The sequence below is a fragment of the Neobacillus mesonae genome (assembly GCF_023715155.1).
Taxonomy (GTDB): domain Bacteria; phylum Bacillota; class Bacilli; order Bacillales; family Cytobacillaceae; genus Neobacillus; species Neobacillus mesonae_A.
Window position 1 is genome coordinate 1 of record NZ_JAMBNQ010000029.1, and the last position, 24,334, is coordinate 24,334.

The 24,334-nt window shown below is 37.0% G+C and carries 23 protein-coding genes and 1 riboswitch; of the genes, 17 read left to right on the forward strand and 6 right to left on the reverse strand.

From position 1 onward, the window contains the following. Nucleotides 1–197 precede the first annotated feature (197 nt). The 3 genes from M3183_RS19290 (at nt 198) to M3183_RS19300 (ending at nt 3,535) form a co-directional block, all read left to right on the forward strand. The gene (locus M3183_RS19290; RefSeq protein WP_251472232.1) at nt 198–689 is read left to right on the forward strand and encodes a hypothetical protein; all 492 of its coding nucleotides are present in this window, start codon (nt 198–200) and stop codon (nt 687–689) included. Nucleotides 690–1,026: 337 nt separating this feature from the next. Next, entirely contained in the window at nt 1,027–2,223 is a 1,197-nt protein-coding gene (locus tag M3183_RS19295; protein WP_251472233.1) for a macrolide family glycosyltransferase, read from the forward strand. Between the two features lie 133 nt (nt 2,224–2,356). Continuing rightward, complete coding sequence (locus tag M3183_RS19300) at nt 2,357–3,535, forward strand: NupC/NupG family nucleoside CNT transporter (RefSeq protein ID WP_251472234.1); 1,179 nt, start codon at nt 2,357–2,359, stop codon at nt 3,533–3,535. Between the two features lie 1,161 nt (nt 3,536–4,696). On the opposite strand, the gene M3183_RS27335 is transcribed toward M3183_RS19300, so the two are convergent. Together M3183_RS27335 and M3183_RS27340 are read right to left on the reverse strand one after the other, a co-directional pair. Continuing rightward, complete coding sequence (locus tag M3183_RS27335) at nt 4,697–5,020, reverse strand: nuclease-related domain-containing protein (RefSeq protein ID WP_311315387.1); 324 nt, start codon at nt 5,018–5,020, stop codon at nt 4,697–4,699. Continuing rightward, nucleotides 4,974–5,354, reverse strand: coding sequence for a nuclease-related domain-containing protein (locus M3183_RS27340; protein WP_311315385.1), 381 nt, complete (start codon nt 5,352–5,354; stop codon nt 4,974–4,976). The genes M3183_RS27335 and M3183_RS27340 overlap by 47 nt, the downstream gene beginning before the upstream one ends. Before the next feature lie 393 nt (nt 5,355–5,747). On the opposite strand from M3183_RS27340, the gene M3183_RS19310 reads away from it, so the two are divergent. Further along, nucleotides 5,748–6,710: a S8 family peptidase gene (locus M3183_RS19310; RefSeq protein WP_251472235.1), complete on the forward strand. Its 963-nt coding sequence runs from the start codon at nt 5,748–5,750 to the stop codon at nt 6,708–6,710. Between the two features lie 236 nt (nt 6,711–6,946). Here M3183_RS19310 and M3183_RS19315 read toward each other — a convergent pair whose 3' ends face one another. The 4 genes from M3183_RS19315 to M3183_RS19330 form a co-directional block, all read right to left on the reverse strand. Then, nucleotides 6,947–7,102 carry a hypothetical protein gene (locus tag M3183_RS19315; protein ID WP_251472237.1) on the reverse strand — a complete coding sequence of 52 codons (156 nt, stop codon included), beginning with the start codon at nt 7,100–7,102 and terminating at the stop codon, nt 6,947–6,949. A gap of 12 nt (nt 7,103–7,114) precedes the next feature. Further along, entirely contained in the window at nt 7,115–7,948 is an 834-nt protein-coding gene (locus tag M3183_RS19320; protein ID WP_251472238.1) for a hypothetical protein, read from the reverse strand. A gap of 78 nt (nt 7,949–8,026) precedes the next feature. After that, the gene (locus tag M3183_RS19325) at nt 8,027–8,170 is read right to left on the reverse strand and encodes a hypothetical protein (protein WP_251472240.1); all 144 of its coding nucleotides are present in this window, start codon (nt 8,168–8,170) and stop codon (nt 8,027–8,029) included. A gap of 136 nt (nt 8,171–8,306) precedes the next feature. Then, on the reverse strand, nt 8,307–9,383 hold the full coding sequence (locus tag M3183_RS19330; protein WP_251472242.1) for an FUSC family protein: 1,077 nt from the start codon (nt 9,381–9,383) through the stop codon (nt 8,307–8,309). A 197-nt stretch (nt 9,384–9,580) separates the two neighbouring features. Here M3183_RS19330 and M3183_RS19335 point away from each other — a divergent pair, with 197 nt between their 5' ends. The 13 genes from M3183_RS19335 (at nt 9,581) to M3183_RS19395 (ending at nt 24,163) form a co-directional block, all read left to right on the forward strand. Continuing rightward, nucleotides 9,581–10,948: a dipeptidase gene (locus tag M3183_RS19335; protein WP_251472244.1), complete on the forward strand. Its 1,368-nt coding sequence runs from the start codon at nt 9,581–9,583 to the stop codon at nt 10,946–10,948. Between the two features lie 427 nt (nt 10,949–11,375). Continuing rightward, the gene (locus tag M3183_RS19340; protein ID WP_251472246.1) at nt 11,376–11,765 is read left to right on the forward strand and encodes a hypothetical protein; all 390 of its coding nucleotides are present in this window, start codon (nt 11,376–11,378) and stop codon (nt 11,763–11,765) included. A 465-nt stretch (nt 11,766–12,230) separates the two neighbouring features. After that, nucleotides 12,231–12,992: a type I 3-dehydroquinate dehydratase gene (aroD, locus tag M3183_RS19345; RefSeq protein ID WP_251472248.1), complete on the forward strand. Its 762-nt coding sequence runs from the start codon at nt 12,231–12,233 to the stop codon at nt 12,990–12,992. A gap of 152 nt (nt 12,993–13,144) precedes the next feature. Beyond that, the gene (locus M3183_RS19350; RefSeq protein WP_251472250.1) at nt 13,145–14,062 is read left to right on the forward strand and encodes a LysR family transcriptional regulator; all 918 of its coding nucleotides are present in this window, start codon (nt 13,145–13,147) and stop codon (nt 14,060–14,062) included. A gap of 127 nt (nt 14,063–14,189) precedes the next feature. Beyond that, the gene (locus M3183_RS19355) at nt 14,190–15,293 is read left to right on the forward strand and encodes a 5-methyltetrahydropteroyltriglutamate--homocysteine S-methyltransferase (RefSeq protein WP_251472251.1); all 1,104 of its coding nucleotides are present in this window, start codon (nt 14,190–14,192) and stop codon (nt 15,291–15,293) included. A gap of 163 nt (nt 15,294–15,456) precedes the next feature. Next, nucleotides 15,457–15,634: riboswitch (cobalamin riboswitch) on the forward strand. Between the two features lie 194 nt (nt 15,635–15,828). Continuing rightward, nucleotides 15,829–16,317 carry an acyl-CoA thioesterase gene (locus M3183_RS19360; protein ID WP_251472253.1) on the forward strand — a complete coding sequence of 163 codons (489 nt, stop codon included), beginning with the start codon at nt 15,829–15,831 and terminating at the stop codon, nt 16,315–16,317. Then, on the forward strand, nt 16,314–18,593 hold the full coding sequence (locus tag M3183_RS19365) for a ribonucleoside-diphosphate reductase subunit alpha (protein ID WP_251472255.1): 2,280 nt from the start codon (nt 16,314–16,316) through the stop codon (nt 18,591–18,593). The genes M3183_RS19360 and M3183_RS19365 overlap by 4 nt, the downstream gene beginning before the upstream one ends. A gap of 27 nt (nt 18,594–18,620) precedes the next feature. Then, nucleotides 18,621–19,664: a ribonucleotide-diphosphate reductase subunit beta gene (locus tag M3183_RS19370; protein ID WP_251472315.1), complete on the forward strand. Its 1,044-nt coding sequence runs from the start codon at nt 18,621–18,623 to the stop codon at nt 19,662–19,664. Between the two features lies 1 nt (nt 19,665). Beyond that, complete coding sequence (locus M3183_RS19375; RefSeq protein ID WP_251472257.1) at nt 19,666–20,121, forward strand: flavodoxin domain-containing protein; 456 nt, start codon at nt 19,666–19,668, stop codon at nt 20,119–20,121. A 585-nt stretch (nt 20,122–20,706) separates the two neighbouring features. Next, nucleotides 20,707–21,696: an NAD(P)-dependent oxidoreductase gene (locus M3183_RS19380; RefSeq protein WP_251472259.1), complete on the forward strand. Its 990-nt coding sequence runs from the start codon at nt 20,707–20,709 to the stop codon at nt 21,694–21,696. Between the two features lie 282 nt (nt 21,697–21,978). Further along, on the forward strand, nt 21,979–23,169 hold the full coding sequence (locus M3183_RS19385) for a pyridoxal phosphate-dependent aminotransferase (protein ID WP_251472261.1): 1,191 nt from the start codon (nt 21,979–21,981) through the stop codon (nt 23,167–23,169). Nucleotides 23,170–23,592: 423 nt separating this feature from the next. Then, nucleotides 23,593–23,829 carry a hypothetical protein gene (locus M3183_RS19390; protein WP_251472263.1) on the forward strand — a complete coding sequence of 79 codons (237 nt, stop codon included), beginning with the start codon at nt 23,593–23,595 and terminating at the stop codon, nt 23,827–23,829. Then, complete coding sequence (locus tag M3183_RS19395) at nt 23,819–24,163, forward strand: hypothetical protein (protein WP_251472265.1); 345 nt, start codon at nt 23,819–23,821, stop codon at nt 24,161–24,163. Before M3183_RS19390 ends, M3183_RS19395 begins: the two co-directional genes overlap by 11 nt. Nucleotides 24,164–24,334 lie beyond the last annotated feature (171 nt).

Genomic DNA, 24,334 nt, shown 5'->3' on the forward strand with positions numbered 1-24,334 from the left:
GGTTAAACTGTACTTGAGTCATTTTATTCCTCTTTTCATTGTTTATCGTGGTTGAAAACAGTGTTGCCAGGAATGAATAAAATGACTCATTTTTTTTTACACAATTATACGGACTTTATCTTCATAACCCAGATGAAAGACAGAATTCAGATCTTTCGAAGGAAGTAGTCTTTCATAGCTCCGATGAAGGACAGAATTTGGAGTTTTTGAGGGAAGTAGTCTTTCATAGCTTCGATGAAGGACAGAATTTGGACTTTTTGAGGGAAGTAGTCTTTCATAGCTTCGATGAAGGACAGAAATCAGATTTTACGAAGGAACTTGTCTTTCATAGCTTCGATGAAGGACAGAATCTAAATTTTTTGAAGCAAGTAGTCTTTCATACCCCAGATGAAAGACAGAATTTAAATTTTTCGAAGGAAGTAGTCTTTCATAGCTTCGATGAAGGACAGAGTTTGGAGTTTTTGAGGGAAGTAGTCTTTCATAACCCAGATGAAAGACAGAATTCAGATCTTTCGAAGGAAGTAGTCTTTCATAGCCCAGATGAAGGACAGAATCTAAATTTTTCGAAGGAAGTAGTCTTTCATAGCTCCGATGAAAAACAGAATTTAAATTTTTTGAAGGAAGTTGCCTTCCATAGCTACCCAAGCCACTTGATTTACTCAATTTCGGTCGCCAATAGCATTTATTGACTGCCTAAGATGCTTGATTCACCCAGATTCGGTCGTCAATAATCATTATTGGCGACTTAGGATGCTTGATTCATCCAGTTTCAGTCGCCAATAGGCTTTATTTATCATTAAAATTCAATAGTAAAAATCCCCTAAATTAACCAGTGATTTTACTGGCTTCTCCACATAAGAAGTAAGCCTGTTTTCCCATGAGTGTTTTTACTATGATTTCATTTGAGACAGAGGCATTGATTTTTCAAAGTAAGAAGGATTTGAAATCTCCAAGGACTATGATAAATTTGAGCTGGGATAATAGGGGAATTTTACCTAAGAATAATGAATAGAAGGAGTCTTTATCATGGCACGGGTTTTATTTATTAATGGCGGTTCAGAAGGACATGTCAATCCGACTATTGGTGTGGTGCAAGAGCTGATTAAGCGTGGGGAAGAGGTAGTTTACTTTACAATCGAGGATTTTCGAGAGCGTATGGAGAAGACAGGTGCAACTGTCAAAACGTTTGATGTTCAAACATTTATAAATGCTTTTATCTCTGGAGGAAGAAATAATTTTCTTGAAAGAATCAATGGTCTTTTACATACGGCAGATATTATGATACCAAGTGTTCTCGAGCAAATTAAAGGAGAGAAATTTGATTACATTATCCATGATTCGATGTTTGGATGCGGCCGCTTACTTGCCCGGCTCCTTCAACTTCCAGCGATTAGTTCCTGTACTTCTTTTGCCCAGATGAAAACGTCATTCGATGAAATGTTGCTGCATCTTTCTAAACACATACCTGCAGAAACCTATACTGAATATCAGAGGCTGGCGGCAAAGGCAGAAGAAAGATATGGGGTGGAAATCCATTCTCCGTATGAAGTATTTTGCAACCCTGCACCACTTACAATCGTTTATACATCAAGGGATTTTCAACCTCTTGGAAAGGAATTTGATCAAACTTATAAATTTGTAGGTCCATCCATCTCTAAGCGGTTAACCTCTGGAGATTTCGACTTTACTGAAATCAAGGGGAAAAAGATAATTTACATTTCATTAGGTACAGTTTTTAATCAGGCGATGGATTTTTATAAAATGTGCTTCGATGCATTTAAGAACACGGATTATACTGTGGTCATGTCGATTGGAGAAAAAACTCGAACTTCAGATTTGGAAGAGATACCTGGAAACTTTATTGTAAAAAATTATGTTCCACAAATTGAGCTGCTAAAATACTCGAAATTATTTATTACACATGGCGGAATGAACAGTGTCCACGAGGGTCTCTATTATGGGGTTCCGCTTATTGTGATCCCGCAAAGCGCAGATCAGCCGGTCATTGCCGGTCAAGTTGCCAATACAGGGACAGGGATTCAGCTGCAAATGGAAAGCTTATCGGAAAAACAGCTACGTGAAGCCGCAGAACATGTGTTAATTCAGATATCTTATCACAAAGCTGCAGCAAAAATGAAGGAATCTTTGCGAAAAGCCGGTGGGTATCGCCAGGCTGTAGATGAAATTTTCGAATTTAAGAGTCAATATGATATTAAAAAATAAAATCTTTAGCTTATAAGCTCTTTTAATGAATTTATTTTTTAAAAAAACTTAATGATAAAAAATAAGAAAATCTTTAGGATTGTACCCCGATTTGGAATACACTTCTAGAAATAACTGCAGCATCGGAGGAAACATGAAATACGTTATTGCTTTATTTGGATTAATTGTTGTTTTGGGACTTGCTTATTTGGCAAGTAATAATCGAAAAAATATAAAAATAAGACCTATCATTTTAATGGTCATTATTCAAGTATTATTAGCAGGGTTATTATTACATACAAAATTTGGCTTTATTTTAATCCAAGGGTTTGCTGATATTTTTAGTAAATTATTGTCCTATGCTAACAGTGGAGTATCTTTTGTTTTTGGCGGTATGGCAAATAAAGGCCAAGCACCCTTTTTTCTAAATGTGTTGCTTCCTATCGTGTTTATTTCCATTTTAATTGGGATTTTGCAGCATTTTAAAATACTGCCTATAATTATGAAAGCAATTGGATTGTTATTAAGTAAAGTTAATGGCATGGGGAAGTTAGAGTCATACAATGCAGTTGCATCGGCTATGGTAGGCCAATCGGAAGTATTTATTACAGTTAAAAAGCAGCTGGGACGTCTTCCCTCTAATCGCCTCTATACACTATGTGCTTCAGCTATGTCGACTGTCTCGATGTCCATTGTAGGCGCCTATATGACTATGATTGAACCAAGGTATGTCGTCACTGCATTAATGCTGAACTTATTTGGCGGATTTATTGTTGCATCTATTATTAATCCCTATACTATAGAAGGAAGTGAAGATATTCTTATTATTCAAGAGGAGAAACAAAGCTTCTTTGAAATGATAGGCGAATATATAATTGACGGGTTTAAAGTAGCTATTATTGTCGGGGCGATGTTAATCGGATTTGTCTCCTTAATAACAGGAATCAATGACGTTTTCGATTTGGTTTTTGGCATCTCATTTCAGGGGATTTTAGGATATATCTTTGCACCTGTTGCTTTTATTATGGGGATCCCGTTTTCAGAAGCTGTACGAGCAGGAGGAATAATGGCAACAAAGCTGGTGACAAATGAGTTCGTCGCTATGATGGATTTGGCAAAAACGAACGCAGGATTTAGCCCGCGAACCACTGGAATAATTTCTGTCTTCCTTGTGTCATTTGCAAATTTCTCCTCAATTGGAATTATTGCAGGTGCAGTAAAAAGCCTAAATGAGGAGAAGGGGAATACAGTTGCCCGGTTTGGTTTAAAATTATTGTACGGGGCCACATTAGTTAGTGTTTTATCATCAGTGATTGTAAGCATGGTTTTATAACAGATTGGCTGTAATAAACGAAAATACTGAAGTAATCGAAAGCATTATTGCAGCAGTTGATAATCCTTTTTTGTCGGCTATTCCTAGGAAGTAGTTACCCGGGAAGATTATATATTTCTTTTTTTAGATTAATGAAGGACCAATCTTGTTAAAAAAACAGAAGAAAGGTCCTTCATCCCGCCGCTGAAGGACTAATCTGGGTAAAAAGTCAGAAGAAAAGTCCATCATCCCGCCGCTGAAGAACCAATCATTGTAAAAAGTCAGAAGAAAAGTCCATCATCCCGCTGCTGAAGGACAAATCTGTATAAAAACCAGAAGAAAAGTCTTTCATCCAGCCGCTGAAGAACCAATCATTGTAAAAAGTCAGAAGAAAAGTCCTTCATCCCGCTGCTGAAGGACAAATCTGTATAAAAACCAGAAGAAAAGTCTTTCATCCAGCCGCTGAAGGACTAAACAGTGTAAAAAACCAGAAGAAAAGTCCATCATCCAGCCACTGAAGGACAAATCTGTATAAAAACCAGAAGAAAAGTCTTTCATCCCGCCGCTGAAGGACAAATCGGTGTAAAAAACCAGAAGAAAAGTCCATCATCCAGCCACTGAAGGACAAATCTGTATAAAAACCAGAAGAAAAGTCTTTCATCCAGCCGCTGAAGGACAAATCGGTGTAAAAAACCAGAAGAAAAGTCCTTCATCTAACTGCTGAAGGACAAATCAGTGTAAAAAACCAGAAGAAAAGTCCATCATCCAACCGCTGAAGGACCAATCAGTGTAAAAGACCAGAAGAAAAGTCCATCATCCAGCCGTTGAAGGACCGATCTGTATAAAAAGTCTTTCATCAATATTCAAACATAATACGTCCATTGATGAACCCCAACTTTTTTAAAATGTTTTTCTAAGGCTCTTCGAATTGTTTTCTTTAAATTTACAACCCCACACCATTCAAAAATTATATTAGTAGTAATCTTTCTATTGGGAAAAAGGAGCTGATATTCTCTTACATTCCTCAAAATAGCAGCTGTAACGGGCTCTTCATGTCCACAATCCCCACAAACAAATTTTTTTCCGTGGACTGAAACCACAAAAGAGTCACAGATTTTACAGGTCATCCCTTTTCTTTACTGTCCATATTCATAAGTTGGTAATGGTGAATAGGGAGAATCTTTAATTATGAAGAGAAATAATTTTGTCTGCCAGCTTCTTGTGTCTTCCATCTAGTTTTGATGGTGTTATTCCCAGTCTTTCTAAATAGCTCTCTATCTGCGTTGGAAAAATAAAAGGTATGTCAAGGGGAGCTTGATAAAGGGTAAATTTGGAATTAACAAAAACCACCTTGCCGGTAATCGTTAAACTAATTCCAAGATTTTGAAGCAATTGGCGAAGCAGGGATTCGCTTCGATTCACTTGGTGAAGAGGATTATTATATTCAGACTTGGGGAGCTTATATAGTCGATTTGATTTTAGCATCGTAATAATAATTGCCTTCAAAATTCTTTACTTCATAAAAGTAGACATTTTTTGAAAAAATAATCAGCGTATCAATTTGTAAGATAGTATTATTTACCTTGAGCAGTAAATCGTTCAGAATAAGGCATTCGCATTGAAGTTTCTCGGTTAACTCATCAAATAGTACTTCCCCTTCATACCCTTTTTTTAGGTGGAAATACCTTTGACTATCCTTTTCGGACAAAGTCATTCGCTTATTTAATATTCTAAAAATGATTAATTCCTCAGGCAAAGTTCGAGACTTATAGGCCATATGCCACATCCTTTCCAAAAATTTCAAACTCCAAGTCAATTTTATTAAAATAATTGACCCCATAATCTTTAAGTTGTGAATATTTTGTTAACATTTCACGAACTAGTGTGTTATTTAGAAGCGGTGTAGGCGTTTAGGGAGATTTTTATGATTATATACAGATACCTATTAACCAGTTAGTAGTATTGTATAATAGAGAAATTCTAAAAAATACTTCAAAAGTAACTGTTAAACAATAGTCGGAATTGTTAAACTACTAATAACATCCTTGATAGACTTCAATTTTATCCCGCTTAAACGTGCAGTATAAACTCCACTTTAAGACTTAGCGCTAGCAGAAAGTACAAGTGGGGATAACTGTCCGTAAAAGCCCGATTGGTTTGACTATCAATCAGTGTGAGTGGAAAAAAACCTCACTGATTGAAGGTTCACTTTATCCTATAGGAGGGAATAAAAATGGAGCGAAAGGTAAGTTTGATTCCGTATCTAGTAGTTGAACAAGTAGAACAGGTCAATGAAGTTCCTAAAGGGGTTGAAATGATTCAAGCCCCAAAAATTTGGGAGAAAACAAAGGGAAAAGGAATGACAGTTGCTATTTTGGACACTGGCTGTGATTTAACCCATCCGGATTTAAAAGACCAGATTATTGGCGGAAGAAACTTTACAAAGGATGATAATGGAAATCCTGAGGTTTACAGAGATTACAATGGCCATGGCACCCATGTTGCAGGAACGATTGCTGCCATTCAAAACAATCGCGGTGTTGTGGGAGTAGCGCCTGAGGCCAATTTGCTTATTATCAAGGTTCTTGACAAAAACGGATCAGGTCAATACGAATGGATTATAAATGGAATTCACTATGCAATCGAGCAAAAGGCTGATATTATTTCGATGTCGCTGGGCGGCCCCGTAGATGTTCCAGAATTGCATGAAGCAATCCAAAAAGCAGTGCAAAACAATATTCTGGTAGTTTGTGCAGCGGGGAATGAAGGGGATGGCGATGATTCGACAGATGAATTTGCTTATCCTGGTTCTTATAATGAAGTAATCAGTGTGGGTGCAATTGACTTGCAACGAAATCCTTCTAGATTCTCCAATTCAAATAATGAAGTAGACGTAGTGGCGCCAGGAGAAAAAATTCTATCAACCTATTTGAATGGAAAATATGCATCATTAAGTGGGACCTCCATGGCAACACCTCATGTTTCCGGAGCATTGGCTCTAATAAAAGTATTAGCTAATTCAAGCTTTGAGAGGAATCTCACGGAGCCTGAACTATATGCCCAATTAATCAAGAGGTCTGTTCCATTAGGAAATTCACCAAAACTTGAGGGAAATGGTTTCATTTATTTACCTGTCCCAGACCTCTTGCCAGAACTCCTTAGCAGAGAGTCCATCCCCGAAATTGCGGGGTTATAGATAGAAAAAAAGAAACAGCACAATTTTAAGTGCCGTTTCTTTTTTTTTAACTTCCTGCTTCGAAAATTGTCCAGCTCCTGCGCCTGGCGGCATAAAAACATAAGTCTATCCATCAAGAAGGCCGGTGAGCAGCCTTCTTGATGGATGAGTTTTGTGCTTATCCCCCTCTTACCACTATGGTAAGAAAAATCATGCAGGAACAAGCTTTGCATGTTCCGAGGACGCTTGCAATTTTCTTATGCATGTGTTTTTTTTCTATTGGCAGCTATACTAACATCTTCCTTGAGATTGCTCAGATGGGCAATCCGCTTGCCTTTTGTTCCTTTAACAATCGCGCCGTTGCGTTTGATCGTGGAGGAACCAATGGTGTTTGCTTTGACTGTTCTCTCCATAAAAGCCGTCTCCTAATTTCCTGAATTCTTTTTCCTTTTAAAATGTCTTAAAAATCGGTTATTCGTTCCTAACAAGATTATTTTCGATGTAAAGTAAATAAATTCCTTCAAGTTGTCTTTTGTAAATATATTTTCTTTGAGGATAAATACAGCTAGTCCTAATTTTAAATTACCGTAATTTCGAACAGTAATAAATTGTTTAATAGGACTTTCCCGTAATTCCATTCTGTTGTTGACAGAAGGCTCTTGTATCCGAACATAAGGCATGTCCAGCGCGGAGTTAATTAATTTAGCTGCACCTTCGATGTCTATTGGTGTTTTTAAATAAACCAACTCGACATCATTATTTTTCCCTTGAAAATACCAGACAAATTCAATCTGACGTTCTGGAAGACCAAATATTCTTTTGATTTCTGCATGATGAGACATCATAAAAATCGTAAGCTTTTCATCAATGACTCTAAGGGGAGAATGTTGATCAAATGCTGCTAATACATCTCCCAGCTTATCTTCGAGCTCTAAGTACAATTCACTGTCATTATGTGAAATAATGGAAGGAGTTCTTTTCAGTATTACATTCTTAACCATTAAAACAGCATTTACCAAACCTAAAAGAAATAAACCATAAATTAAAATTAATAAAGTAAATTGCAGTGCTTGTAAAATTGGACCTTTTTCGTTCTGGTATTTTAAAAAATCTGAAGTCATAAACTTGGACATTTTTACGTGGAGATCTCTTAGAAGTTCGGAGTTATTGGTGATTAAATAAATTGAAAATAAAGAGATGATAACAAAGACAATGAAACCTGGTAACCCAAATTGTTTAAATTTCTCTTTCCAAGCCAAATAAGCATCGCCCCCTTATTTGGCTTAATTTTACAAAAGTAACGTTCTATTTACAAGGCATTACAGAATAATTGGTTATTATTTACCAGGAAGAATTGGTCGAGTTCTTTTTAATGTAGTACTGAATACCTTGGTTCCATTATTAAGGGATATTTCCTTTTCGTTTGAAGTGGTGACCTGCATGTCAATTTTTGATAGATTCTTAATGTTGGTTTTAAACATTCATACAACTCCTTCCCAATGGCTATATTTATTTTTTATTTCTCAAAGATAGAACAGTTTAGGGTGAAATGAAGATGAACTTTTATCAAAAAATACGATAACCATGTTATGTTTATGTCCTTTTTAAAGAACAAACTTAACTTTTTACCGGCGTCCATTCAAATTCGAATTCCCTCGAGACAATTTGGGTACCGCTGTCTGCTTCAACTAAAATCCTATGCAGGTCAGTTAAAATACTGCCTAGATTTCTAAGCAGTTCTAATGATTCGATTTCTTTAAAGCTTAGTAAGCAGATATTTTGTTTTGTCATGGCTTCTTTAGTTAACGATTGCAGCTCCTTAACAAGTTCGTTTGAATGGAATATTTCCTTGCTGGCAATAAGCCCGATACAGGATGCAGTTGATATCATCGCTTCAATTAAATGATCGTTTGGCTGTGTTTCCCGGCCAATATCAACCAGACCTCTAGCAATTCCACGAATTTGAATGGTGATCCTTTCAAACCGTTCAATTACTTCGGATAACGCAAGAACGCGAGCTCTTTGATTATACAATAAAGGACTATATCGTAAACTTTGGTGTGCTAATTGTACGGCTTCATAACTTTTTTTCGTCTCGTCAACAAGTTCTTGCACATATGGAATATCAATGGCCCGGAGTGCCTGTTCCCGATAAGCGATTGCCAGATTTTTAAGTACCGTACATGCATATTTACTTAAATGAAGTATCTGTCTTTCAGCATCTGGAATAGGATTTGGAGGAATAAACACGATATTTAACAAAATGGCAATGAGACAGCCAACCATGGTCTCGATAATACGGTCTATTGCATATCCAGGTGTATTACCAAACGCAAGTACGAGAATAGAACTCACAGCCACTTGTGATATAGCCTCGGGTTTCAGCCGGAGTGCCGTGGCGAAGGCCATTCCAATCAGGACAACGAGCATGATGGATTCGGGGGTTGGATATAACCATTTGCCAACAATAATACTAACAATAACGCCGCCAAAAATTCCAATGATACGCTGAGTTCCTTTGTAAATAGAATTAGCCACCGTTACCTGAACGGTAAGAATGGCACCAAGTGCGGCAAAGTAAGGATGTTGATTATGAGATATCCATGAAGCAGCAAACCATGATACTCCTCCCGCAAGTGACGATTTTAAGACATGTAATGTTAATCCAACACGATGGAAAATGTTAAGTTTCAATAGGGAAAATCACCTCTAACAAATATCTGATTTCCTTACTGTTTTCGGTTATAACGAACTATATCTATCATCTGCCCCGCTGATGGTATTCATGCATTTGGGGAATCCGTTACATTTTTTAACAACCCTTTGAGTAGGTTTTCTCTATGTTTTTGTATAAAATAAGTAGTGGAAAATAAAATGGAAAAGGTGATAAAATGAGCCAATTATCCGATACTTTATCAAATAATCATGATAAAAATATTGAAGAATTAAAAGAATTGCTCCGCATTCCAAGCATAAGTTCCTCATCTGAACATAAAGAGGACATTCAAAAAGCTGCTTCATGGATTGCAGGAAAATTGAAGAACATTGGAATGGAGCATGTTGAAATCATCGAGACTAAAGGTCACCCCATTATTTATGCAGACTGGATTCATCAGGAAAATGCTCCAACTGTGTTAGTATATGGCCATTATGATGTACAACCGGTTGATCCGATTGAATTATGGAAAACTCCTCCATTTGAACCGGACGTACGTGACGAAAAGATTTTTGCAAGGGGGGCTACAGACGATAAAGGGCAGATGTTCCTCCATATCAAGGCGGTAGAGACCCTAATGGAATCGGAAGGGAAATTGCCTGTAAATATTAAATTTTGCATTGAAGGGGAAGAAGAAATCGGAAGTCCTAATCTTCCAGCCTTTTTAAATGAAAATAAAGAGAAACTATCCTGTGATGTAGTCCTAATTTCTGATACGGATATGTGGGATAAAGGAGTCCCAGCTATTACTTGTTCATTAAGGGGACTATGCGCGCTGGAATTTACCCTTAAAACAGCCAATTCTGATTTACATTCAGGAATGTTCGGCGGCGGCGTACAGAACGCAAACCATCTTTTAGTACAGCTGCTTTCAACTCTTCATGATTCCAATGGAAAGGTCAATGTTGACCATTTTTATGATGATGTCCAGGAATTAACAGATCTTGAAAAACAACAGATTGAGGAATTGGGTTTTGATGAAGAAAAACTAAAACAGTCATTAGGTTTAACGGATTTGACTGGAGGGGAACAAAATTATCCTTACCGTGAAAGAACCAGTTCCCGGCCGACATTGGAGATAAACGGAATGTGGGGCGGATTTCAGGGAGAAGGGACAAAAACCGTCATTCCAAACGAGGCCCATGCCAAAATAACCTGCCGTCTCGTCAATAATCAAAATCCTAAAAAGATTCAGGAGTCCCTTAAAAAGCATCTGGAGGAACATGCACCAAAAGGATGTACAGTAAAAGTGACTCTACAAGATACGGGATATCCATTTTTAACGCCTATTGACAGTCCAATGATTCAAAAAGCGGCTGAAGCTTATCAAAATGTGTATGGGAATCCGCCTGTTTACAAAAGAGAAGGCGGCTCTATTCCGATTGTAACGGATTTTAACCAATCCTTAAATGCACCCGTTGTCTTAATGGGATTTGGTTTGCCAGGTGAAAATTTGCACGCTCCAAATGAACATTTTCACTTAGAAAACTTTGATATGGGCATCTTAACGATCTGCACGTTCTTAGAATTAATTCATCAATAGTATTCAGGAAAAGAGGGATTCTAGAGATCCCTCTTTTCTGTGCATTAGAGATAAAGTCATTTGGTTTTAAAAAGGTTTATGAGTAAAAGAATCGCCAAAAAAGCTATTCATTTCCATTCAGCAGAATGTTCACAAATTTGTAGAAAGTTTTCTGAATATACGCAGTAATACCTAAAGCAAATGTGATATAATTCTACTAAAATGGAGGTGGAAAAATGTCGAAACCACAATAAAAAAGCATAAATAATTTTAAAATTAGATTTGACTTCTATTAATTCCGCAAACTTCCTCTTTCGTTTTCATCATTTTAACTCCGCTTACATGCCTTTTTAAAATAACTTCCAATTAAAATGCTGAAGAGAAAAAAAATTTCATAATTAGACTAAGAGGGAATATTGCCGATTAAAATTATTAAAGGAGCGGTAATATGTATGCTGTGCTAAACAAGATGGCTAAGGGCATCACTGTTTGTTATTCAGAAGTTTTCCCTAATCAAGATAACGATTTTTTTCACTGTGCTTATATCGGAAAGTTATTTTTAATTTCAGATTCCTATTGTATGAATCCAGATTGTTTATGTGAAGAAGCTGTTCTTCATTTTGTCCAAGTTTATCCGAGAGAAGAAAGGAAAGCTGATAGTTTTATGGTAAGTTATAAACTTAATGGCAGAGGATATAAAATACATGATTATGGCAGTTTCTCTAAACGTGAAATACAGGCCATTATGATGCATTTCACGATTGATGACACAATCGTAAATCTATTAAATGAACGCTATAAGGAAATGAAGGAAAAAGCAAAAGAAATTCTAGGATAGATGTCTGATTTGGTTACTTTGAAAAAAGAAGAAGTTTCTTTTCGAATAAGTATTTGTAAATTTTACTTTAAATCGGTTAGTTAAAAATTAAAATGTAATTCCAGCCAAAAAGAAATGCTTAGCTGCCCATCAGCTAGGCATTTTTTCGACTGTATAGGTGATAAAGTATTTAGAACTGAGCCGCCTGAATGATTCTGCTTTGAATTAGGAGTAATTAAATTTCCTGCCATTTAGAACAAATATTGAACTAGATGTGCAATAATAGTAAAAGTTAAGAATTATTTTTCGCTTTTAAACTTACTGTTTTAAACCATTTATATTTGTGGGATTTCGACGAGTTCTGAAGCAGAAAAACTTTTGCGGATTACGATTTCGGAAGAGGCTGGCCATTAATAGCTGAAATTGACTTGAGACAGCGGTCGATAGAAATGTTTACTTTTTTATAATATATGAGGGGAACTAGAAATGAACACTTTGAAAATTAAAAACATAACGATTGGGGAAGGAATTCCGAAAATAATTGTTCCTTTGGTCGGGACAACAAAAGAACTAATTCTACAAGAGGCAGAACTAGTAAAGGAGCTAAGGCCGGATGTTGTGGAATGGCGTGTCGATTTTTATGAGAATGTTGAAGATTTAGAAGCAGTAAAAGATTTGATTGCCAAGTTAAGAGATATTTTTTCGGATCAACTGCTGCTGTTTACTTTCCGCACCCATAAAGAAGGCGGGAATAAAGAGATTAGTGATGCGTTTTATCTAAAATTAAATCAAACGGCTGTCCTGACAAAAAATATTGACTTGGTGGATGTCGAATTGTTTTCAGGTGATCATAACGTCCATGCCATCCTTTCTATTGCAAAAGAAAACGGCGTTTATGTCATCATGTCAAATCATGATTTTGAAAAAACTCCGCCAAAAGATGAAATTATTTCCCGATTGTGCAAAATGCAGGAGTATGGGGCAGATATTCCTAAAATCGCTGTCATGCCGACATCTGTGGATGATGTGATTACTCTTCTCGATGCAACTCACACGATGAAAACCCAATATGCGAATCGTCCGTTGATAACGATGTCAATGGGAGGGAAAGGTGTAATCAGCCGCTTAGCCAGCGAAGTGTTTGGATCAGCTTTCACTTTTGGTGCTGGAAAGAGCGCATCAGCGCCTGGACAGATTCCAGCAGCCGAATTAAGAACTGTTTTAGAAATCTTACATAAGGGGATGTAAAAAATGGACGGAGCATTACACTGCATTCATGGGTACTCCACCATTAAATGTCCTATAAAATGAACGTTCGTTTCATGTTCAAAAAGGTGCTCTAGACTAAAAGCGCCTTTTTTTCAATTTAATAAAAATGATATAAAGAAAAGGGATGGAAGATGACATTACAACAACTTAAATATGTGATTGAAGTAGCAAGGAGCCGGTCGATTAACAAAGCGGCACAGCGATTGTTTATCAGTCAGCCAAGTCTTTCAAACGCACTAAAAGAGCTGGAGGAGGAAATAGGGATTACGATTTTTTCACGAACCAATAAGGGGATTTTGATTACCCCTGCAGGAACGGAATTTTTAGGTTACGCAAGGCAGGTAGTGGAACAAGCTGAACTGCTTGAAAATCGCTATACCAAGACAAGATCCATACAGCAAAATTTCTCTGTATCCGCCCAGCATTATGCATTTGTAGTAAGTGCTTTTGTACGGCTGCTTCAAGAATATCACAGAGAGGAATACGAGTTCACTTTACGGGAAACAAGGACATTTGAAATCATTGATGATGTGAAAAACTTACGTAGTGAAATTGGTGTTTTATATGTTAATGATTTTAATAAAAAGGTAATTCATAAGTTTCTAAGAGAGGGAAACTTAAAGTTTCATGAGCTGTTTGAAGCAAAACCACATATTTTTATTAGTTCAAACAATCCTCTGGCGAAAAAAGATTCTGTTACATTGTCTGATTTATATCCTTATCCCTATCTTTCTTATGAGCAGGGAGATTACAATTCCTTTTATTTTTCAGAGGAGATTCTTAGCACTCTTTCCAGACCGAAAAATATACGGGTGAGTGACCGTGCTACATTATTTAACTTACTGATTGGCTTAAATGGTTACACCATATCAACAGGTGTTATTAGTCATAAATTAAATGGTAAAGACATTATTGCTGTTCCATTAAACGTAGAGGAAAGGATTCATATAGGGTATATTACCCATAAAAATGTAAAAAATAGTTCGTTGGCCAATATTTATATTCAATATTTGAAAGAAACCATTGAAGAAGAATTACAACGGATATAGTTTAAAGCTATAACAAGAAATAGATTTTAGGTGTTACGTTATAACGATTTGGCTATGCTACACTTACCTTACTTCAAAAGAAGCAGCCTGCTAAGAAATGAAACTTAAAGAAAGAAGGAGATTCGTTATGACAAAGACGCTGGTGAAGGCTCCATTTAGAGCAGATCATGTGGGAAGTTTATTGCGGCCGGAGAGAATTCATAAGGCCAGAAAGGATTTTCAGGGAGGCAGCATTACGGCTAAAGAACTGTACGAAATTGAAACAGAGGAAATTAAAAAAATTGTTGATAAGCAAATTGAGGTTGGACTAAAAGCTGTTACAGATGGAGAATTTCGCCGCAGATTTTGGCATACCGATTTTTTAGAACATTTAAATGGTATAGAAGGATATATTCCAGAACAAGGTTATCAATTCGTAGGGGAGGAAACTGAAAAGTACAATATCCGTGTGACTGGAAAAATCTCGTTTAACCCGGATCATCCACATGTAAAGGACTTTACCTTGTTTAAAGAAATTGTTGGAGAGCGGGCAATTGAGAAGCAAACCATTCCAAGTCCCAATCAATTATTTAATGCAGGTGTCCGCAATCTAGAAATTTATCCAGACATTGAAGAATATGCAAATGATGTGATACAAGCATATCGCAATGCCATCAAGGCATTTTATGATGCGGGCTGCCGCTACTTACAGCTGGATGATGTCTATATAGCAGGCCTTAATGCACCGAAAGTTCCATTTAATGACAGCGGCTATTCGCGTGAAGAATTAATAGATTTAGCATTACGTGTTGCGAATGGTGTACTAGAAGATAAACCGGAAGATTTAATCGTAACGACTCACCTTTGCCGTGGTAACTACCGGTCTAAATGGGCATTTGAAGGGAGTTACGCCAAAATAGCTCCAACCATATTTGCAAAAGAAAAAGTAAACGGATTTTTCCTAGAATATGATGATGATCGTTCTGGAGATTTCAAACCATTGGAATACATTCCTGATGGCGGCCCTCAAGTAGTACTGGGCGTATTCACATCAAAGCATGGGAAATTAGAAGATAAGGAAAATATTAAAGCACGTATAGATGAAGCAGCAAAATACGTCCCATTAGAGCAATTATGCATTAGCCCGCAATGTGGTTTTGCTTCTACTCATCACGGAAATATTTTAACGGAAGAAGAACAATGGGCGAAGCTGAAATATATTGTAGATATTTCTAAAGAGATTTGGGGCTAGGATGGAAGGCGAACACCTCTTGCTGAAGGCTGTTCGCTTTTTTTAATCAAATCTATTAACATTCAGTCCTATCAGTAAAGGGTTGTCAAAGTAAATATTTTATATTATATTTGAAAATGTACAATATTTAGTATCATGGTTTATATCAAAATACTAAATATAGATAATAACCAATAAAAATGGTGTCTGAATAGACTTAATAGGGAATCTGGTTAAAGTCCAGAACTGTACCCGCAACTGTAAATGCTAACGAAATAAGCAGATCCACTGTCTTAAGGACGGGAAGGGCTTAGAGTAGAAGAGGCATAAGTCAGGAGACCTGCCATTATTATACGTATTATCTTCTTCGGGAGTTGGGAAGGTATAACGAGGGTATTCTACCTATTTACAGTGATTGTGTACTGTTTTTATAGATTATTCTACGTTATCAAACCCATCTTTTTAGATGGGTTTTTTGCTGTTTTACATATGTTTGTCAGCGCAGCATCCTCGAAGGTTTACAATCTATTTTTATATAAAGAAACGAGGAATTGGTATGGATGAAAAAATCCCTGCAAGTATTTCTAGAACGGTTCAAACAAAGCTTGTATTACCACCTGATACTAATCATTTGGGAACAATCTTTGGGGGAACCGTTCTATCCTGTATCGATGAAATAGCAGCAATAACTGCAATGAAACACAGTAAAAGGGTAGTGGTTACGGCTTCCATTGATACTGTCAATTTTTTATCATCTGCCAGGGGAGGAGATATATTGATATTAGAAGGGGTGGTAATATCAACTGGCAGAACATCAATGGAAGTGTATGTGAAGGTAGAGTGTCAAAATATAGAAACAGGTGAGAGAAAGATAACCACAACGGCCATTCTTACAATGGTTGCCGTAAATAGTGAGGGTATCCCAACTCCAGTAAGTGGTGTAGAACCTGAAACAGAGGAAGAAAAAAATTTATTTCTTAGCGCTCAAAAAAGAAAAGAGGGGCGTATAAGAATCAATGAACTTTCAAGGGAGAACTGTATATGAGTGTTACTAATTTTGAGATGAATGCTGTTTTATCGGCAATAAAATGCGCTTCTGAAAAATATAACCTGGACATGTCCCCTTTTTATGAAAAAATATCGGGGTTGGAGGAATCTTCTTTATACGAACAATCACTGCTTTATGCATTAAATCAAATTTCAATGGAGAAGCCGGACTGGACCTTTGTAGCAGCCAATCTATACTTACATGAGCTATATCGAAGTGTATCAGAAATCAGGGGATATCCTCACGAGAAAAAGTATGGCGATTTATTTTCACTTATTTCTGAGTTAACGCAAATGGGGATTTACTCTAAAGAGCTATTACAGGATTACTCAAAAGAAGAAATTCAATTATTAGGTAAAGAAATAGATCCTGATAAAGACCATCTATTTCATTACATAGGATTATTTTTACTAGCCGATCGATACTTGGCCAAAGATTACGACGGAAATATTTATGAACTGCCGCAAGAGCGGTTTATGATTATCGCTATGACCTTGATGAGGAATGAACAAAAGACCAGGCGTTTGTCTTACGTCAAAGAAGCATACTGGGCTTTAAGTAATTTGTATATGACCGTAGCTACTCCCACCTTGTCAAATGCAGGAAAAAGCTTTGGCCAGCTTTCTTCATGTTTTATCGATACGGTAGAAGATTCGCTGGATAGCATTTATTTAAATAATTGGGATATCGCCAGACTGAGTAAGGATGGCGGGGGCTTAGGCATATATCTTGGGAAAGTCCGTGCATTGGGATCAGATATTAAGAAATTCAAAGGAACCTCGTCTGGTGTCGTTCCTTGGATCCGGCTGATAAATGATACAGCTGTGAGTGTAGACCAGCTGGGTCAAAGGCAGGGGGCTATTGCTGTTTATTTAGATGTATTTCATAAGGACATTATGAATGGATTTCTAGATCTAAAAACAAATAATGGTGACGAAAGAAGAAAAGCGCATGATATTTTTACGGGTGTTTCTATCCCTGATCTGTTTATGAGGAAACTGGAGGAAGTGGATGAGCGCGGGAGAAGTATTGGCCAGTGGCATACCTTTTGCCCCCACCAAGTAAAACAAATGATGGGGTGGAAGGATGAAAATGGAAGCCCTCTAGGCCTGGAGGATTTTTATGATGAGTTTGATGAAAGTTTATTTACTGAAAAGTATGAAGAGGCTGTAAAGCACCCCCTTCTTCCACGAAAGACGTATCGTGCGATGGATATTATGGCAAGGATCATGATTTCTCAATTAGAAACAGGCACACCATTTATGTTTTACAGGGATGAGGCAAATCGTCAAAATCCTAACAAACATATTAGGGGTAGAGGATATACATCCATTTATTGCAGCAATTTGTGCACGGAGATTACACAGAATATGTCTGCTGCAACAATTATTAAAGAATATAAGGACGAAGACGGCAATATTGTTATTGTTCGGAAACCAGGTGATTTTGTTGTATGTAACTTATCTTCTATCAATCTTCCGAAAACAGTAAAAGCTAACGTGTTGGATAAATTAATCCCGATTCAAATGAGGATGCTGGATAATGTCATTGATCTCAATTCTATTTCAGTAGGACAAGCTGATGTGACGAATAAAAAATACCGCGCCGTGGGGCTGGGGACTTTTGGCTGGCACCACCTTCTTGCATTAGAGCGGATATTCTGGGAATCAGAGGAAGCAGTTTTATATGCTGATCGGCTTTATGAAGATATTGCTTACTATACGATTCGTTCTTCCATGGAATTAGCAAAGGAAAAAGGAGCCTACAGTATGTTTGAAGGCTCAGAATGGCAAACAGGTAAGTATTTTGAGCGGAAAAGATATAAGACAGAAAGATGGAATCAATTAATAGAGGACGTTGCTAAATACGGTATTAGAAATGGGTGGATGATGGCTGTTGCTCCAAATTCATCAACAGCGAAGATTGGCGGTTCCACAGACGGGATTGATCCTTTGTATGCTGTAGAGTACGCAGAGGAGAAGAAAAATTTTAAGTTCATGGTTACTGCGCCTGATTTGGATCACCACACTTACAATTATTATCGCAAAACCAGGCATCAATTAGATCAAATCTGGAGTATCCGGCAAAATGCAGCACGTCAGCACCACATTGATCAATCGATTAGCTTTAACCTATATGTTTGTCATGATATTAAAGCAAAAGACCTTTTAAATCTTCATATGGAAGCATGGAGGCAAGGGTTGAAAACGACTTATTATGTTAGAAGCACTTCTCAAAGTGAGATGAAAGAATGTGCTGCATGTCAAAGCTAGTTACAAGAATAAGGAGGTATTAACTTGATGCTGGAAACACCGTTAACTAAGATTAAGCTGCTAAACCCTGAATATCCAAATAAATCAACTGGAATTATCAATGGAAAGTCTTCTGGCTTTCTAAATTGGAATGACATTGCTTATCCTAAAATGTATGATTTATATCAAACTCTTTTATCAAACTTCTGGAAGGCACAGGAAATCAATATGCAGGATGATATTAAACAATGGGAGTCCCTTAGTGAACAAGAAAAAGATGTGTTCCTGCGTATCAATACACAGCTTGCATCGCTTGACAGCCTGCAAACACCGACAATGAGTCAAGTGATGGATTATGTGACAGACTCCAGCTTTAAAGCAATATTTGCAGTCATTTCACAGCAAGAAGCAGTCCATAATGAATCGTATTCTTATATATTGAGCTCGCTCGTTTCGATAGATGAACAAAATGAACGGTTTAATCAAGCAAAAAGTGATCCCATTGTAAGAAAGCGAAATCAGCTAATTTTAGAAGCGTATGAGGAATTTAGGCAGCATCCTACGCCTCAAAGGTTGTTTAAATTGGGTGTAAACTCCATCAATCTTGAGGGAATTTATTTTTATTCTGGTTTTGCTTTTTTCTACCACTTAGCCCGCCAGCAAAAAATGCTAAAAACGAGTACGATGATTAGCTATATTCAACGGGATGAAATGCAGCATGCCTATTTTATTGCTCAGTTTATTCGGATTCTTTTAACTGAAAACCCTGAACTTCACACAGAAGAAAATAGTAAATATGTCTATCAAACGATTCACGAGGCTGTTGTTCTCGAAAAAGAGTGGGCACATTTTATTTTAGCTGATATTAAAGGAATTGATTTACATGAATTCGATCGTTATCTTGAATATTTAGCTAATAAGCGATTAAGACAGATTGGCTTAAAAAACCTTTATGAAGAAAGAATCAATCCTATGCCATGGATTCAAGTTTTTAGTGATGAAATGATGAATGATACAAAGTCGGATTTCTTTGAGCAAAAGTCAAGAACCTATTCAAAAGTTTCCCAGTCCAATGGATTTGATGAATTGTAATATGAAAATCGCAATGGTTTACACTTCAATTACAGGAAATACGAGAGAATTAGCGGAGGAAATTTATCGTATTTTTCTAAGAAAATCATTTGATATTGATATTTATAGAATTGAAGAATTTCAGGCATCGTATGTAAAGCATTATAATGTAGTTGTGATAGGAACTTATACATGGGGAAACGGTGAAATACCAAAAGAAATGCGGGGATTTTATCATCTATTAGAGTCACTTGGATGTAAAGATATGATAACAGGAGTATTTGGAACAGGAGATTGTTTTTATCCCAATTTTTGCGGTGCAGTTGATTTGTTCAGGGATATGCTGTATGTTCGCACACACTTAGCCGCTGTATTGAAAGTAGAGCTAATGCTGCAAAAACAAGATGTTGATCGCTGTAATGCGTTTGTTGAATCGATTTTAAAGCATGCCGGCAGGAGGAAATTACAATTCACGTAGATTATACAGGATAACTACAATAGGGAGTAGAATCATATGTATTTTAACTCCCTATTTAGTTTCTCTCATTATTTAATAAATCGAATAAGATATTGATAAAGTTTCTTCAATTCTTACTCTTTTTGCAACGATGCAGTATTGTTTAATTTCCGGTACACTTGCTAGTTAAAAATATTTCGAGCGGGCAGCCCGGAGGCACATATGAACAAAAAGTCAGCAAAAAAATCAATCCTGTTAACGATGCGTCATCTGTCCCATTGATCATCCTGCAAAAAAAACTTTCGTTGCACTTTTTCATCCAGTTCTTTCAATCGCAATTGTAGTCTCGTCAATCATAACCACTGTCCCTGATTTAAATCCAAATATTTATATATATTCCCTCCTCATACTATGATAATGGATAAGATTTTCCAATTTCATTGCAAAAAAGTACAGACATATCATGTTTTCTTTCGAATCCACCTGAATTGAATTTTTAAAAAATATAGATAATCTAGTAAATATTCTATTTTGGGATTAAAATGATAATTATAGAAATGATTGATAATAGGAATAACGTTACTTTTTGATAGAAAGGGGCAGTATATGAAACTATTAATAGTTGGAAATGAAGATCGATACAACAAATATATGCCCGATTTAGAATTTGTAAAGCAAGCGGACATGGTTTTTTGTCCGCGTAATGCAAGTGATGAAGAGCTGCTGCAGGCTGCTCCTGATGCCGATGCGATTGCGATTGACCCAATGTCAACCCTTTCAGGACATGTCATTTCACAGATGCCTAATCTGAAAATCATTCAGTCGGAAGGTGTTGGTTTTAACGGAATTGATTGTGAAGCCGCAAAAGAAAGAGGCATATATGTCTGTAACTGCAAAGGAGCCAATGCAGGTGCAGTAGCAGAACAGACGGTGCTGTTAATGCTTGCATTGCTTCGTAACATTATTGTTGGTGACCGTACGGAGCGGGAATGCAGACAAATTCAGATTAAGGAACAAATGATGGTGGAAGGAATCAAAGAACTGGCTGACTGCAAAATTGGTCTGATTGGATTCGGTGATATTGCAAAGGCAGCTGCAAAAAGATTAGAGCCATTTGAATGTGATACATATTATTACACCAAAACAAGAAAGCCCGTTGATGTGGAAAACGAATATCATGTTTCTTATTTGGATTTGGATGAAATGGCAAAAAGCTGCGATATCATTAGTATTCACTGTCCTGTCACACCTGAAACGACAGGAATGATTAACAGGGAATTTCTAAGCAAAATGAAGCCAAATGCCTATATTGTAAATACGGCCCGCGGTGAAATCATAGATAATCAGGCATTGTACGATGCGATTATTTCCGGGCAAATTCAAGGTGCCGGGTTAGATACTGTTGCTCCTGAACCAACTCAAAGAGACCATATTCTCTTAAATTTGCCAAAGGAATTTGAGGACAGGATTATTTTTTCACCTCACATCGGCGGAATTACAACAAGCTATTTTTACAGAGCACACAAGAAAAATTGGCTCAACATTAAAGCGGCATTAGAGGGAAGACGGCCCGATTATGTTGTAAATGGATTATAAAGTGAAACTTCAATCTGTGGGAAGGGGGGACCCATCTCCCGCTGATTGTTACTCCCGTTTTATGGTCTCTCATGTCGTCACTATCGTACTGACAAAGAGTCAGTATAAACCTGATTTGCTCAACTAAATCTCAGCTATGCATCGGTAAGTTTTGCTTTATCTCACCAATCGGGCGCATGCGGCAGTGGGTCCCCGCTTACCATTCTAGTTTAACTTGAATTCTTGAAGTTGTGGTCTTACTGCCAGTTAATGAGGATAAATATTTATTTAGGAGGGGAAAACATGATTTCTGAACAATACAAGAATATGTTAAAGGGTAAATCTGTTATAAGGGAACTGGCTGAATTTGCCGCGGCCAGGGGAAAGGAAATCGGTTATGAAAATGTATTTGATTATAGTTTAGGAAATCCATCTGTTCCGGTTCCAAAAGAATTTACAGAGACCATGCTGGATTTGTTACACACTAAAAGTCCGGCAGAGCTTCATGGATATAGTCCTAGTTTAGGAATCCCATCTGTCAGGAAAAAAATTGCCCAATCTTTAAATCGACGGTTTGATATGGAGTATACAGAAAATCATATTTTTATGACAACTGGCGCAGCTGGAGCAATCGCCCATGCATTGCGCGTTGTAACGCAGCCTGGAGATGAGATTCTGACATTTGCTCCGTTTTTCCCTGAATACCATCCATATATCGATTTAACCGGAGCGGTATTAAAAGTCGTTCCTGCCAATATGGATGATTTTCAGATTAACTTTACTGTATTTGAAGAAATGCTGACGGAAAAGGTGTCTGCCGTTTTGATTAACACTCCGAATAATCCATCGGGTGTGGTGTATTCGACAGAAACTGTTAAAAAACTGGCAGAAATTCTTCGCAAAAAGGAAGAAGAGTACGGACACGAAATTTTTATTATTTCCGATGAGCCATACCGTGAGATTTTATTCGAAGGGGTGGATGCTCCATATGTATCCAACTATTATGACAACTCACTATCCTGTTACTCCTATTCTAAATCACTTTCACTGCCAGGCGAGCGGATCGGTTATATTGCGGTAAATCCAGCCTGCAAAGATTCTGACTTGATCGTCAGTATGTGCGGACAGATTTCAAGAGGGATTGGGCACAACTGCCCGCCATCCATTATCCAGCTTGCGGTTTCAGAAGTGGTGGATTTAACCAGTGATATGTCTGTTTATGAAAGAAATATGAATTTAATTTATAACAAATTAATCGAATTAGGATTTATCTGTGTGAAACCAGGCGGAACCTTCTATATTTTCCCAAAGGCGCTTGAGGAAGATGCAAATGTTTTCTGTAAGAAGGCCTTGAAATATGATTTAATTCTAGTACCCGGCGATAGCTTTGGATGTCCGGGATATTTCCGAATGGCGTATTGTATTGATACAGAAAAAGTAGAACGCTCCTTGCCGGCACTGGAGAAATTCGTAAAGAATGAGTACAATATGTGATTGAGGGAAGAAAGGGGCAGCCAGTGTAATGGGCTGCCCTTCTCCTTTGTTATTTTGTTACTAACACATCTCCTATAAGTCCTTAACCCTTCATAGTAAGCCGGAATGTTAAAATAAACGTATATCCTGATTTTTTTAATCAAATATACAGTTTATTCCATTTGTTTACAACGTTCGGCCTGGATCTATTTAGACCATCCATACTTAGATGCAGGACATCTAAATAAACATGCAATCTATTCATTACATTTTTTTTTAGAACCTAAGCTTCAAAAATTATTACCTTATATATTTATTATACTAAGTTCTAATTTCCGAAAATGGTCATAAAATTTCTTTAAGGGGAATTACGCCCTTTTTGTTCTAAAGGGAAATTTTCTTTCATAGTGTCTAGTATCACAGTGAAAGGAAGTTGATCCTTCAATGGCAAAAAGATGGAATGGGACAAAATCATACGAAATAATTAAGATAAGGGCAGCAAAATTACACCCAAGCATAACAAGCAGACAAGCATGTGACGAGATGATGAGAGACCATGGTGATGTTTTTAAAAAAGAAGGAAGACTGGATGGTAAGTCGGATTCAGTTTATCGGAAATTTTGTGATGAAAGGCAAAAGGTATTGAACCAAATGAAGGGGAGGCGTTCAAATGACCTTTGAGGAATTCATGGAATTTTTGTTAAAGGATAACCGGAATCGTGAATTAAAGATGGTCTTTGAATACTTACGACAAACCTTGTCAATACAGGTAGTGGAAGAAGTTAAAGTTGTAATTGACAGCAAAAGTTCATCAAGAATATTAATCCGTATGATTCTAGAAAATAACTTTGCGTTGAAAACTATAGGGAATTGGGAAACTGAGAAGTTTCAGTACATTGAAACCACTTTATGGAATGAAGAAGATGAAAAGGTTGGTTACTTTCAAAGCTCCCTTTACAAATTTGAAGAATATAAAAATGAAATAAGAAACCTTATACGGAGAATGAAGGTTTAAACTTTGTCCCCACAGCTGCTAAGGAATAGACATTTATGTATATGTATATATAAATAATGTTAAGGAGCCCATTCGGTCTCCTTTTTTTAGTACGGTCACGGGAATGATTACTTACATTTTGAAATCCAATTTACAATGAAGTAGTATTAGAATGATTGGTTTGGTGTTACA